The organism is Candidatus Krumholzibacteriia bacterium (assembly GCA_035268685.1).
In the GTDB taxonomy this organism is placed as follows: domain Bacteria; phylum Krumholzibacteriota; class Krumholzibacteriia; order JAJRXK01; family JAJRXK01; genus JAJRXK01.
The window spans coordinates 24,026-36,936 of the sequence record DATFKK010000033.1; the positions used below are offsets into that span (position 1 = coordinate 24,026).

The 12,911-nt window shown below is 69.1% G+C and carries 11 protein-coding genes; 2 read left to right on the forward strand and 9 right to left on the reverse strand.

Annotation, left to right across the window (positions count from 1 at the left end; translation table 11 throughout):
• Positions 1-60: 60 nt before the first annotated feature.
• The 3 genes from VKA86_03240 to VKA86_03250 all read right to left on the reverse strand — a co-directional run bounded on the left by VKA86_03240 (position 61) and on the right by VKA86_03250 (position 3,120).
• A complete protein-coding gene (locus tag VKA86_03240; protein HKK70204.1) occupies positions 61-1,197 on the reverse strand; it encodes an ATP-binding protein in 1,137 nt (378 codons plus the stop codon).
• A gap of 551 nt (positions 1,198-1,748) precedes the next feature.
• Positions 1,749-2,408, reverse strand: a complete 660-nt coding sequence (locus VKA86_03245; GenBank protein ID HKK70205.1) for a ribulose-phosphate 3-epimerase — start codon at positions 2,406-2,408, stop codon at positions 1,749-1,751.
• A 1-nt stretch (position 2,409) separates the two neighbouring features.
• On the reverse strand, positions 2,410-3,120 hold the full coding sequence (locus VKA86_03250) for a metallophosphoesterase family protein (protein ID HKK70206.1): 711 nt from the start codon (positions 3,118-3,120) through the stop codon (positions 2,410-2,412).
• Positions 3,121-3,250: 130 nt separating this feature from the next.
• Between VKA86_03250 and VKA86_03255 the strand changes: the two genes are divergently transcribed.
• Positions 3,251-3,988: a glycerophosphodiester phosphodiesterase gene (locus VKA86_03255; protein ID HKK70207.1), complete on the forward strand. Its 738-nt coding sequence runs from the start codon at positions 3,251-3,253 to the stop codon at positions 3,986-3,988.
• Positions 3,985-5,511 carry a glycerol-3-phosphate dehydrogenase gene (gene glpD / locus VKA86_03260; GenBank protein ID HKK70208.1) on the forward strand — a complete coding sequence of 509 codons (1,527 nt, stop codon included), beginning with the start codon at positions 3,985-3,987 and terminating at the stop codon, positions 5,509-5,511. Before VKA86_03255 ends, glpD begins: the two co-directional genes overlap by 4 nt.
• Here glpD and VKA86_03265 read toward each other — a convergent pair.
• The 6 genes from VKA86_03265 to VKA86_03290 form a co-directional block, all read right to left on the reverse strand.
• On the reverse strand, positions 5,497-6,906 hold the full coding sequence (locus tag VKA86_03265) for an MFS transporter (protein ID HKK70209.1): 1,410 nt from the start codon (positions 6,904-6,906) through the stop codon (positions 5,497-5,499). The genes glpD and VKA86_03265 overlap by 15 nt on opposite strands.
• Before the next feature lie 106 nt (positions 6,907-7,012).
• Positions 7,013-8,437 carry a Rid family hydrolase gene (locus VKA86_03270; protein ID HKK70210.1) on the reverse strand — a complete coding sequence of 475 codons (1,425 nt, stop codon included), beginning with the start codon at positions 8,435-8,437 and terminating at the stop codon, positions 7,013-7,015.
• The gene (locus VKA86_03275) at positions 8,434-9,333 is read right to left on the reverse strand and encodes a tRNA U-34 5-methylaminomethyl-2-thiouridine biosynthesis protein (GenBank protein HKK70211.1); all 900 of its coding nucleotides are present in this window, start codon (positions 9,331-9,333) and stop codon (positions 8,434-8,436) included. Before VKA86_03275 ends, VKA86_03270 begins: the two co-directional genes overlap by 4 nt.
• Positions 9,330-10,796 carry an aldehyde dehydrogenase gene (locus VKA86_03280; protein HKK70212.1) on the reverse strand — a complete coding sequence of 489 codons (1,467 nt, stop codon included), beginning with the start codon at positions 10,794-10,796 and terminating at the stop codon, positions 9,330-9,332. Before VKA86_03280 ends, VKA86_03275 begins: the two co-directional genes overlap by 4 nt.
• Before the next feature lie 115 nt (positions 10,797-10,911).
• A complete protein-coding gene (locus VKA86_03285) occupies positions 10,912-12,090 on the reverse strand; it encodes an asparaginase (GenBank protein HKK70213.1) in 1,179 nt (392 codons plus the stop codon).
• On the reverse strand, positions 12,087-12,911 hold an 825-nt coding region (locus VKA86_03290), incomplete at its 5' end, for a luciferase (protein ID HKK70214.1). The genes VKA86_03290 and VKA86_03285, both read right to left, overlap by 4 nt.

A 12,911-nucleotide genomic window follows, 5' to 3' on the forward strand; every position in this document is an offset into this window, starting at 1 on the left:
CGCTTTCGGCAGGGGGATGAGCGGGCTTCCAAGGTCTCAACGGGTCGCCCGCTCGGCAACTCAGGTCATCCGCCGCCGCAACCACTGCCCGAAGAAGGGATCCACGAAGCGCACCGCGGTGTCGGTCTTCTGCAGGATCTCGCGGTCGGCGAGCACCCTCAGGTTCTTGCTCACCGTACTCGGCGATCCCAGTCCGAGCTGGAAGACGATCCGCTGGCTGTGAAGCCGCTCGGTGTAACCCTGCGCGATCGCGAGAACCAGATTCCGCTGATGCAACGAAAGCTGGTCCCAGACGAAACGATAGCCGTATCCGCTCACTCCGAGCACATGCTCGAGGGCTTCCTTCAGCTCGGATTCCCCGGCGATTCCCGCCTCACGCGATGCCTCGTACAGCGAATGAGCAAGGAGCAGCACATAGTGGGGCGCGTGATCCGCCAGGTCGACGAGGCGGAAGAGCAGGTCGACCTCGGCGCGTACACCGGCCTCGCGCATCCTCTCCTCCAGGCCGAGCACCAGCGCCTGGTCGGGTACGGGATCGAGGACGACGGGTTCGGCCAACCGGTGGAACGGGCTCTTGGCCTGGGCGAAGAGGCCTCGCGCCGTCGGCTCCTTGCGGAGGACGAACACGTAGGCGACATTCCGCTGCCGTCTGATGGACTGCGCGAGGGCCTGCTTCAGCGAGGCCTCGGCGACGCCGGCGAAGTCCTCGAAGTCGTCCAGAACGACCACCAGGGGCGCGTCGGTCTTCTGGGCCAGCTCACCGGGGGCGTCGAGGATCCGCTCCAGAAGTCGCTGGATGTCGCGGTCGCGGTCCCAGAGGTCGAGCTGCAGACCGGGCTTGCCGCTGCCGGTGATGGTCACTCGGGGCATGAACGACGGGACCAGTTGCTGGACTGCCTCTTGCATGCTCTCGACCGACCGCGACGGCTCGAGAGCCAGGGAGCTGGCGTAGATCTCCGCGAATCGACGCGTGTTGATCGCGGGGAAGAGGTCGACGTAGATCGCGTGTCGGCCCGACGCCCGCCACTCGTCGAGCACGGCGAGCAACAGGCTGGTCTTGCCCATGCCCCGCGCGGCGGTGAGGGCCAGGCTGCGACCCTCGCCGAGCGCGCGCAGGAGTTCGGCGCGCTCCCCGTCCCGCCCGATCAGGCGCTGGCCCTCGACGGGGGCCCCGAAGCGGAACGGGTTCGAGCTCATGCGCCGATGGCCTCGCGCTCGCGCCGACCCGGGACCAGGAGGCCCGAAGTGGCCTCCGCGGGCCCGAAATCCGCCTCTCGCGCAATTCCGGGATGGGACTTCACCGATCGGTGAATTCGTGCAGATGAAACTTGCATTACTCCGAAAAGTAAAGTATGAATGGGTGTGGTTCCGGGTGGTGAAGGGACAAGAGTCGTCACGAAAGGGGCTTGCCCCGATCCAGCGACTCCCCTGGCACCCCGCTCAGTGCGTACGATTCGGGGGGCGTGGGGCACCTTAATCGTATTCTCTCGGGCGGTGGGACGCTGGCCTCTCGCGGTGGATAGAACGGAGTCGATTCCACCGAGGCAATGGCCAGGGCCAGCATCCAGGCTGCCGCCACTCGGAACCACCTCTTCGAGACGCTCCGTCGGCCGGCCACGACGAGCACCACGAGTTTCCGGAGGACGTGGTTAGCCGCCGGATCGCGGGAGCAGGGGACCCTGCTCCCGCTCCTCTTTGCCCCCGGGTCGCGGTCAGTCGCCGGGTCTCGGTCAGTCGCCGGGTCTCGGTCAGTCGCCGCTCCGCAGAGCACCGATCCCCACGGCATAATCTTCCTTCGAGAAGATCGGGTAGCCGCCCACGAGCTCGTCGGCACCCGCGGCCACGAGCCCATCGCGCGTCTTCTCCCAGACCCCCCCGTCGGCCTGCACCGTGCAGGCCACACCCCGGCGTGCGCGTTCTGCCACGATCCGTCCGATTCGTTCGAAGGTCGTCTCCTGGAATCCCAGGCCGCGTGTCGGATCGACGCCGAGCGGATTGATCACGGCCAGATCGGCCAGCAGGCCGAAGGCGTCCTCGACGGGTGTCGACGGAAGCAGAACGAGCCCCGGCTGCGTCCCCGCCGCCCGGATGGCTTCGATCAGCGAGCCCGGCGTGTCGGTCACTTCGAGGTGGAAGGCGATCCGGTCCGCTCCGGCGCGGGCGTAGTCGTCGACCAGCGATGCGGGGTCCTCCGCCAGGAGATGGACATCGATCATCAATCGGGTCCTGGACCGGAGCCCGGCCACGAAGTCCGGATCGAACCACGATTCGTCGACGAAGGAGCCGTCCATGACGTCGACGTGCAGACCGTCGATGCCGGCCTCGGTGAGCCTGCGCAATTCACCGTCGAGATCGGTCCGGTCGGCGGACCGCAGTGAGGCGAGGATCTTCGGCGTCGGAGTGTTCATGTCACCATCCCTGCCGCAGTCGATCGCCCAGATAGGTGTGCAGTCCGGCCTCGCGAGTCCGCCGAACCTGGGCGTCCACGTCGTACGGAACCCTTCGCAACTGCAAGCTCGCGTTCTCGAAGTCCAGGAGCGCATAGGCGGCGCGCGGATCACCGTCACGCGGTTGGCCCACGCTCCCCGGGTTCACCAGGTAGCGCCGCGACCGCTCCAGGTCCCGGGTCCCGGGGCGGTCGACCGTGCGCTCCCCGTCGAACACGAACTGCTGGTGGGTGTGGCCGCAGAAGACCAGCCACGTGCTCTGCTCGGCGACGAGCGCACGCACGCGGGTCTCGACCAGGAGGTACTCGTCGCGGTCTTCCGGCGAACCGTGGCAGAACAGGACTTCGTCGTCCCATCGGATGCGCGTGGGAAAGTGCTGGATCTGCTCGCGGTCCCGGGCATCGAGCGTCCGCCGACAGAACTCGATCGCGGCCTCGGCCATCGGATTGAAGGGTCCCGTCGGCAATCCCAGCAGGCGCGCCTCGTGGTTGCCCTGCAGACACGCCACGTCGAACTCGCGCAGGCGCCGCAGGCAGGCGCTCGCATCGGGCCCGTAGCCGATCACGTCTCCCAGACACATCCAACGATCGACATCGGCCTCCCGCCCATCGGCGAGCACCGCGTCGAGCGCGCTGGCATTCCCGTGGATGTCGGCGACGATGCCCAGGCGCACGGGCGTCCCTCCGTCGCTGCGAGTCCTTGATCGGCCGCGGAGTGTACACCATCGTTGACGGCGTGCGGATTGCAGGTGTGATGTCGATTCCCCGCGAGGCTCCGGAACGGCCGGAGCGGAGGTCCCGGTCGTGCCCGAGGTCATCGCACACCGTGGAGACAGCGCCCACGCGCCCGAGAACACCCTGCGAGCCTTCCGCCGGGCCGTGGAACGCGGCGCCGACCGGATCGAACTCGACGTCCGGCGCAGTGCCGACGGCGTTCCCTTCGTCTTCCACGACTCCGATCTCGCCCGCCTGACGGGTCGCGCGGGCCGGGCGGGCGACCTCACGCTCGACGAACTCACGACATTGCAAGTTCTTGCCGACGAGTTCGGTCGGGCCGAAGACGGACTCGTTCCCAGCCTCGACGCGGTCCTCGCAGATCTGGACGGCACCTGCCCGCTGTACGTCGAGATCAAGCCGGATGACGAGGTCCGCGACGGAGAGCATCGACGCGCTCTCACCGACGCCTGTATCGAGCGGATCGATCGCGACGGACCCCATGTCCTGGCGAGCTTCGACCCGGCGGTGGTCCGGCGTTGCCTCGACGCCGGCCGGCCCACGGTGCTGATCGCGGCCGACCCGCAGTCGCTCGGCCGACTCACCGACCACGAACGCGACTCCCTCCACGCCTACAGCGTCCTGCACGAACGGATCGACGCGGCGCTCGTCGAGTCCTGCGCGGCCGTCCACCTGCCGCTGTGGGCATGGACGGTCGACCGGCGCCCGGACTTCGATCGGCTCTGGACCGCCGGCGCACGCACCGCCTGGTGCACGAACGACGTCGGCGCCCTGCGCGCCTGGCTCGACGGAGCGGATCGGCGATGAACGGTGTCGACCCGCTCGACCTCGTCGTGGTCGGTGGCGGCATCCACGGCACCGGGATCGCACGGGACGCGGCCCGGCGCGGACTGCGGGTGGCCCTCTACGAACGCGCGGATCTCGGGAACGGCACGAGCAGCGCCAGCAGCAAACTGGCCCATGGCGGACTGCGATACCTCGAACAGTTCCAGTTCGGCCTGGTCCACGAAGCCCTGCACGAGCGCCACCGTCTACTGAGGACTGCGCCGCACCTCGTGCGGCCTCTGCCCTTCCTCGCGCCTGTGTCCGAGGGCTCGCGGTGGAGTCGATGGCAACTGGGCCCCGGCCTGTGGCTGTACGATCTCCTCGCGGGCCGCCGCTCGATCGAACGTCACCGCTGGCTCGACCGCGCGCGCGCGCTCGAAGCGGAACCGGCGCTGGACGCGCCCTCGCTCCGCGGAGCCTATCGCTACGTCGACGCGCAGATGGACGACGCGCGCCTTTGCGTCGAGAACGCGATCGACGCCGCCGAGAACGGAGCCCGCATCCACACCCGGAGCGAGGTCACCGGCCTGATCGTGCACGGTGGAACCGTGGCCGGAGTGCGTGTCCGCGGCTCGACCGGGGACGTGACGTCGGTCCGTGCCCGCCTGGTCGTGAACGCAGCCGGTCCGTGGTACGACCGGATCGCCTCGGCCCAGGATCTGGCCCGGCCCGCGCGGCTGCGCCTGAGCCGCGGGACCCACGTCGTCGTCCCCCCCCTCACCCGCGGCCACGCGCTGATCCTCACCGCGCGCGAGGACGGGCGCGTGTTCTTCGTGCTCCCGTTCAAGGGCCGGTCGCTGATCGGCACCACCGAGGCCGAACACCTCGATCCCGACACCGTCGAGCCGACCGAGGAGGAGATCGACTACCTGCTCCGCGCGACGAGCGGCCACCTGCAGGGTCCACCCCTGCAGCGCGACCAGGTGCTGCATCGCTTCGCCGGGGTCCGGGCGCTCCGCGCCAGCGACGAGGACGACACCGGGCGCGTTCCCCGCAGCGCCGAGATCCGCGAGGACGCCCCGGGGCTGATCGGGGTGCTCGGCGGGAAGTACACGACCTACCGGGCGGTCGCCGAACGGGTGGTCGACGCCGCGGAGCGTCGCCTGCGCGGCCGCACCACGCGCTGCACGACCGCCACCACTCCCCTGCCGGGAGGCGCCGTCCCGGCGATGAACGACTACTTCCGCGTGGCCGAGGACCTGCTCACCGACAAGTACGACGGGCTCGACGTCGGCCTGCTCCGCTATCTGGTGGGGACCTACGGCGCGCGCCACACGCGGATCCTCCGCCTGCTCGAGGACGATCCGGCCGGGGTCGAACGCATCGAGCCGGGATTGCCCTTCACGATGGCCGAGGTCGAGCACTGCGTGCGGCAGGAGTTCGCACGCAGTGTCGACGACGTGGTCCACCGCCGATGCTACCGCGGAGTTCTCGGGAACTGGACCCCCGGAGCCAGGGACCGCTGGCAGCACGCGCTCGAGCGCGCCCTGTCACGCGCCGGCTGAGACCTCGCGCCGCCGTCGTGCCGCCCGCCGGCGCACGAGCAGTTCCTGGACGCGTCGATGCCGCGCGTCGGTGAGGGGCGCCCGCGTCAGCACCCAACCACCCGCCAGGAAGAACAACCCGACCACCGGCCCGAACAGGATGGCCAACCGCAGCCCCACCTCGGGTCCCTGGGTCACGGCATTCTCGTCGAAGCCGATCACACCCAGCAGGAGACCGGCCAGTCCCAGGCCAATCGCGCGCGACAACTTGGTTCCCATCTTCCACACACCGAAGTACAGCCCCTCGCGCTTGCGGCCGGTGCGCAGTTCGTCGTGGTCGACGACGTCGGCCACCATCGAGTCGAGAAGAACGATCGCACCGGCCAACAGACCGCCGACGAAGGCCATGCCGATCGGCCCCACCAGGCTTCCGGGCGGGAACAGCGGATAGACGACGATCGTCAGCACGCCCAGTCCGCCCACACCGACCAGCGCCGGCACGCGTTTGCCGTAGCGCTTCGACGCCCAGACCCACCCCGCGATCGACACGAGGAAGAACAGGAAGAAGGGCAACAACACATAGCCCACGGTCCGTTCCTCGCTCAGCCCCAGGCGGAACTCGTAGTAGTACAGACCGATCGACGCGTTGATCGCCCGGCCGATCGCCGCCACCACGAAGGCCAGCAGCAGAGGTACGAAGGCCGGGTTGCGCAGAACCTGGAGCTGTCCGCGGAACAGCGAGCGCACCGACATCGTCTGGCGCGGCCCGTCGTCGACGCGGTCCAGTCCACGCGTGGCGTACACGGTGACCACGGCGCTCAGCACGATCGGAACGGTGAGCAGCCACGAGGCCAGGTCCCGCGATCGCTGTTCCAGCGCGGGGCTCTCGCCGCCACCCAGGGCCGCGAGCACGATCGCCGGTAGGGTCAGTCCGAGCACGCTTCCGAAGACCGAGACCACCCTCCTGTAACCGAAGACCTCGGTCCGCTCGTCGCGATCGAAGCTGATCTCGCCGCCGAGCGCGAGGTGCGGCACCGAGACCACGGTCATCGCCGTGTTCACGAAGACGTAGGTGACCAGGAGGAACAGGAACTGGAAGACGTGACCGTCCAGCGTCGGCGGATTGAAGAGCAGCACGAAACCCACGGCCAGGGCGAGAGCGCCGGGCATGATGTACGGCCGCCGTTTGCCCCAGCGGCTGCGGGTGCGATCGCTCAGCCCTCCCATGAGCGGGTCGCTCACCGCATCCCACACGATGGCCAGGGCCAGAGCGAGACCGGTCCAGGCAGCAGGAAGCCCGACGACCGTGTTGTAGAACTTCAGTAGATAGATCTGCAGGAGCGTCTCGACGGCCACGACCCCGAACTCGGCCGCGCCGTAACCGAGCTTCGTCGGCCAGCGGAGTTGGTTCGGCAAGGGGGCGACCTCGATTCGGGGACGGCGTGCCGGCCCGCACTCGTTCGCGGACCGCCGACCCCCGGATGCGCCGGCGAACCCACGCGCCTCGACGTGGGTGTAGGCCTCAGGCCTGCGCGATCACCTTGAACTCGACGGCGATCGGCGTCGGCAGGCGCTCGACCTCGACCGTGGTCCGCGTGGCCTCGACGTCGGCGAAGAACTCGGCGTACACCCGGTTGAAGGCCTCGAAGTCGCGTTCCATGTCGATCAGGAAGCACTGCACGTCGATCACCCGGTCGAGCGAACTGCCGCTCGCCTCGAGGACGGTACGCACATTCTCGATCACCGCGCGGGTCTGGGCCTCGACGTCGTAGTCCTGCTTCTCGCCGCGTTCGTCCCACACCGCGCCCCCGGGCACGGCGTCGGTTCCGGGCGTGCGCGGCCCCATGCCGCTGACGAACAGCAGATCGCCGACCCGCCGGGCGTGCGGGAAGGCGCCCACCGGACGCGGGGCCTTCTCGGCGTGGACCACGCCCGCCGGGGCCGATCGCGGGGTGGGCGCTGCCGTCGTTTCGCTCGTCGTCGGACCGGTCGCGCGCGGTTCGGCCGTGTCCGGCTCCGACGACGCCTGTCCGCTCAACACGTTGCGATCACCGATGAAGACCTCCACGTCCTCCTCGTCGAACTCGAGGTCGGCCGCGCTCTTCGGCGCCGGCGTCAGCCCGACCACGGCGGCACCGGTACCCACCAGTGGCTGGTAGTCGAACACGTGTCCCTCGTAGCGGTTGCTCTGTCCCATGAGCGCCGCCAGCCACCAGATCGCCTTCATCTTCTGGTCGGCGTGGGCCTGGGCGGTGAACTCACGGGCGTGCTGGCTCACGTCCTCGAGCCGGCCCTCGGCCAGGATCTCGACGATCTTGCGGTTCCACTCGTCGTCCTTGATCGCGCTCACCCGATCCTCCGACGGTTCGATCGACCGCGTGAACATGCGATTGCTCAACGCCGTCACCGAGATCGCGATCGCCCGCTTGCCCTGTTCGCGCAGGGCGTCGCGGGCAGCCTTGCCGAGCACCAGGGTCTCGGCGCGGTCGGCGTACATGTTGCAGCTCACCACGCAGGCCGGCAGGCGGCTGTCGGGATTTAGCAGCTTCAGCGCGACCACGGTTCCGGTGTCGATCGGGAAGCCGTGGTAGGCCACCGTGCGCGCGTGCAGACCGCGACGCGTGGCGGTGCGCTGGTAGGCCGCGGCGTAGTCGGCGTCCATGCGGAAGGAGTAGGGCATGTCGCCGAGGTCGTGCCATTCCTGGTCGACCAGGGTCCATTCGGGATTCGGGTCGGCCTGGATCTGGTGGCCGATCACGCTGAGCCACTGCGTGGAGTAGAGCAGCAGCAGATCGGCCTCGGTGCGTTCGATCTCGCGGCGCACGGCTTCGAAGGCATCGCGCAGCTTCCGCCAGGGTTCGGCGCGTTCGGGACACAACAAGGGGTGGGGCTTGCCAGGAACGACGTAACCACGGGCGATCTGCGGGTCGACGAGGGGCTCGCTCATCGCGTCACCTCCGCGCGCTCGAGGTTCCACTCGACCACCGCGTTGCCGGTTCCGATCACCGTGCCGTAGGCGTGCACCTCGGCCGGCCCGGTGGGGAAGTCCATGGCGGCGAGCATCCAGCTCAACGAGCCCTCCTTGGTCTCGGCCGTGGCCTGCCGCGTGAAGTCGACCATCTCGTCGGCGATCTGGCGCGTGCGCCCGCGGCGCATGTGATCGAGCAGGCGCATGTCCCACAGGTACTGGCCGTGGTGGTAGACGTGCTCCCGGCTCATGTCCTCGGGCGTCTCGCTCTCGTGCGTGAAGTGACGGTGGCTGAGCGAACAGCTCGAGAGCACCACCGCGCGCCGGCCACTGCGTTCGATCGCGCGGCGGGTGGCGTGGCCGAGGGAGATCATCTCCTCGTGGCCCACGTCGTCGCCGAAGTCGTAGAACGCCGTGCTGCTGCTCAGACCGACGATCGGAACGTCCCACGCCGGATTCATCAGGTGGCAGCTCGCGATGGTTCCGTAGTCCACGCGGAAGTTCGGGTTGCGCATCACCTTCGCGACCAGGCCGTCCTCTTCGATCGCATGGTGGATGGCCTCGGCGAGCTCGACGTCGACGTCGATCTCGTAGCGGTAGCGGAAGAGGTTCGGGAAGATCGGATCGACGCTCAGCCCGCTGAAGTGCGGCACACCGAGCACGTGCGTTCCCTGGGTGGTCTTCCAGTGCGGGGAGTGGACCACGAACACGTCGGGCTCGAGCGCGAGCACGCTCCTGCGGCAGCGCTCGTAGCCCCAGCGCAGCATCTCCCACCCGCACTCGGCGCGGGGTTCGTTCTGCGGGGGGTTCTCGGCGTAGACCAGGTGCGGCGGGTGCGGGGCGAGCACCCCGGCCACGATGCGTCCTCCACTCATCGGCTCTCCGTTCGTTCGTTCAGGCGGATGCAGACGTTGCGGGCCTCGCTGAAGAACTCGAGCGACCAGCGACCGCCCTCGCGGCCCACACCGCTGTCCTTCACGCCGCCGAAGGGCACGCGCAGATCGCGCAGCAACCACGTGTTCACCCAGACCATGCCGCACTCCAGCCGCGCGCTCACCCGGTGCGCGCGGTCGAGGTCGCGCGTCCACACGCTGGCGCTCAGGCCGTAGCGCACGCCGTTGGCCAGCGCGAGGGCTTCGTCCTCGGTGTCGAAGGGATGCACGGTCACGACGGGACCGAAGATCTCCTCGGTGGCCGTGCGGCAGGAAGGCTCGAGTCCGGTGATCACGGCGGGCTCGAGGAAGAATCCGCCGGAGAGTTCCCCGTCGAGCCGGGGTCGTTCGCCCCCGCAGAGGATGGTCCCGCCCTCGTCGCGGGCGAGCTGCAGGTACGACTCGACCTTCTCGCGGTGCGTCGCACTGATCAGCGCACCGACCTGGGTCTTCGCGTGGTCGGGATCGCCGAGCCGCAGGGCGCGCACGCGGTCGACGAAGCGCTCGACGAAGGCGTCGTGGATGGAGCGCTCCACCAGCACGCGCGATCCGCACAGGCAGATCTCGCCCTGGTTCGCGAAGCCGGCCTTCACGGTGCCGGCCACGGCGCGCTCGAGGTCGCTGTCGGCGAACACCAGCGTGGGGTTCTTCCCACCGAGCTCCAGGCTCAGCTTCTTGAAGTCCTCGGCCGCGGTGCGGGCAACGGTGCGGCCGGTGGCCGTACCGCCGGTGAACGAGATCGCGCCGACGCCGTCGGCGGCGCACAGGGCCTGGCCGACCTCGGCACCGACGCCGTGGACCACGTTGAAGACGCCCGGCGGCAGTCCCACGTCGTCGACGATCTCGGCCAGGGCGTTCGCGGTGAGGGGCGTGAGTTCGCTCGGCTTGGCGATCACCCGGTTGCCCATGGCCAGCGCGGGGGCCGTCTTCCAGCTCAGCAGGTAGAGCGGGAGGTTCCACGGTGTGATCAACGCGACGTTTCCCACGGGCTGGCGCAGCGTGTAGTTGATCGCGCCGGGCATGGTCTGGAATCCGTCCTCGTGGTGCCGCACGGCGCCGGCGAAGAAGCGGAAGTTCGCCACCGCGCGCGGGATGTCCACACTGCGCGCGAGCGACCGCGGCTTTCCGGTGTCGAAGGATTCGAGCGAGGACAGCTCGTCGAGCCGCTCCTCGATCCGGTCGGCGATGGCGTCGAGGAGATCGGCGCGCTCGGCCACCGTGGTGTGGGCCCACGGTCCCCGGCCGGCCTCGGTGGCGGCGGTGACCGCCGCGGCCACGTCGTCCGGGCCGCTGCGCGGGATCGTGGCGACCACGGCGCCGGTGGCCGGAGCGACGTCGTCGATCCGGTCGCCGCCGGACGCGGGCACGAAGGCACCGCCGAGGTAGTTCTCGACCCGCCGGCTCACGTCCGGACCTCCCCACCGCCGTCGCGCCGGGCTCTTCGTCGCGTCATCTCGTCGAGCTCGATCCGGTGCATCCTGCCACCATCCGGTCGTGGGTGCGGTCTGGAGCCCCGGTCGATCAGGCCGGGTCCTCGGAGATCGGGCCGTCGGTCGCGTACCGACTCCACTCGTACGACCAGTGGTCGCGGTCGGGATCCCAGTCGTCCCACGTGGGGATCGCCTCCAGGGCCTCGAGCCGGTCGGGCGGCACGACGCCCGGCACGAGGAACGCCTTCTGCTTGTACAGCTTGTAGGGGTTGCGCAGTTCGAACCCGAGCGTGCCCAGGATACCCCGGGCGATGTACCAGGTGGCCCGCGGATTCCATCCGTGCGCGATCTTCACCACCACGCCGAGACCCTGCGGATGGTCGGGATGGTCGATCGCCATGCCGAGCAATCCGTCGGCGCCCTCCTTGGCGATCACCTTGCCGTCGCAGGCTTTGAGGATGGTGGAGTCGAGGCGGTTGAAGCCGCCCACGAGGTCGGGATGGCGCACCATGGCCTCGAAGATCCAGTCCTCGTCGCGCCGCAGGGCGAGACCGGCGTAGATCTTGGCCAGTTCGCCGACCGTCATCGCGATGGTCGGGAAGCCGTCGCCGTCGCGGGCCATGCGCCGGGGCTGCCACTGTGCCCCGAGGTCACGGCGGATCAACTCGAGGTACTCGGCGAACCACTCGTGGTGCGGAAGCGTGTACCCCGCGCGGTTGAAGCCCCGCAGACGGCAGCCCTTCAGGATCGCCGCGTGCTGTCCGCTCGAGTTGTTGTACCAGCGGCGCGGGCGCCGGACCTGCCGACCGAACTGCACGAGCGGGACGTCGAGGGGTGTCTGCATCAGGCCCCACTCCGGCTCCGGCAGCAGCGACTGCGCGGCGCGCACGTGCTCGGCGCTACCGTTGTGGCTGGCCACGGCGATGGCCTTCTGTTCCCACGTGGTCTCGGGCTCGAGGATCTCGGCGAAGACCTTCAGCATGACGGGCTTCATCATGCTGCGCCCGTAGCACAACACGTTGCCGCCGAAGGAGTGGAAGATCTCCTCGTCGCTGGCCCAGGCGACCGCCCCGTGGATCGTCGTCTCGCTCACGCCATGGCGCCGGTAGTCGATCAGCGGTTCCCACTCGACGTCGCGGCCGGTGGCGATGCCCTCTTCCCGTTCGCCCAGCGGACTGCGGGGATAGAAGTGACTGCCGTCGCGCCGTTCGGGCGTCTCGTGCGGCCACGGTCGGTGCAGGAGCTCGTCGACCTTTTCGTCTCCGCTCATCGCGACACCGCCTCGTCCACGAGCGGCGCGACTTCGCGCATGAACACCTCCATGTTCCGGATCACCCGCGGGCTGTCGTGGTCGAAGAAGTCGAACCACAGCATGAGACGGTCGTCGGGATGGAAGCGCTCGACCATCTGCTCGGCCACGTCCCGCGGATTGCCGACCAGCGCGTTGTCGGCGGCCTTCTCGACCTTCTTCGGATCGAGCGTACCCTCGAGCGCGGTCCAGTAGGCGCCCATGGCGGCATGGGCCTCCTCGTGCGCGGCGGCCCGCTGCTGGTCGGCAGACAAACCGGGCTCCCCGTTGACGAAGACGAACACCGTGCGCGGCATGTACGAGCGCTTCCAGGGACCACCGTGGGGATGGAAGGCCTCGCTCATGCGCTCGTGCGTGGCCTCGATCACGTCGGGGCGGGTGATCGAGAGGTTGAAGACGTGCACGGGCAGGATCTCGTTCACTCGGGCCTGCAGACGCGGATCGTGCGAGCCGATCACCAGCTGCAGCAGTTCGCGCCGCCAGTCCTGCGGCACGATCTTCGTGGCCTCGAACTTCCAGCGGTGCGGCAGTTCGATCGACTTGACGTTCGGGGACGATCCCGCGGCCCGGAGCACCTCGTCCCACTCCTCGTTGCTCTTCACGTCGTCGCGGGTGACCGTCGCCTTCGGCAGCTCCTCGCTCTCGACGACGTCGCCGCGGAGCAGATGACAGAAGACGAGCGCCGCCTCCTCGAAGATCTTGCCCTTCACCAGCGGCCAGAAGGCTTCCTCGAAGAAGTTCTGCGGGCGGATCCCCGTCGGCGTGTTGTTGAAGTCGAAGCG

Excerpts from the sequence above, each read along its gene's own strand:
- VKA86_03240 (HKK70204.1), bottom strand. The coding sequence starts at position 1,197 with ATGAGCTCGAACCCGTTCCGCTTCGGGGCCCCCGTCGAGGGCCAGCGC.
- VKA86_03245 (HKK70205.1), bottom strand. The coding sequence starts at position 2,408 with ATGAACACTCCGACGCCGAAGATCCTCGCCTCACTGCGGTCCGCCGAC.
- glpD (HKK70208.1), top strand. The coding sequence starts at position 3,985 with ATGAACGGTGTCGACCCGCTCGACCTCGTCGTGGTCGGTGGCGGCATC.
- VKA86_03270 (HKK70210.1), bottom strand. The coding sequence starts at position 8,437 with ATGAGCGAGCCCCTCGTCGACCCGCAGATCGCCCGTGGTTACGTCGTT.
- VKA86_03275 (HKK70211.1), bottom strand. The coding sequence starts at position 9,333 with ATGAGTGGAGGACGCATCGTGGCCGGGGTGCTCGCCCCGCACCCGCCG.
- VKA86_03285 (HKK70213.1), bottom strand. The coding sequence starts at position 12,090 with ATGAGCGGAGACGAAAAGGTCGACGAGCTCCTGCACCGACCGTGGCCG.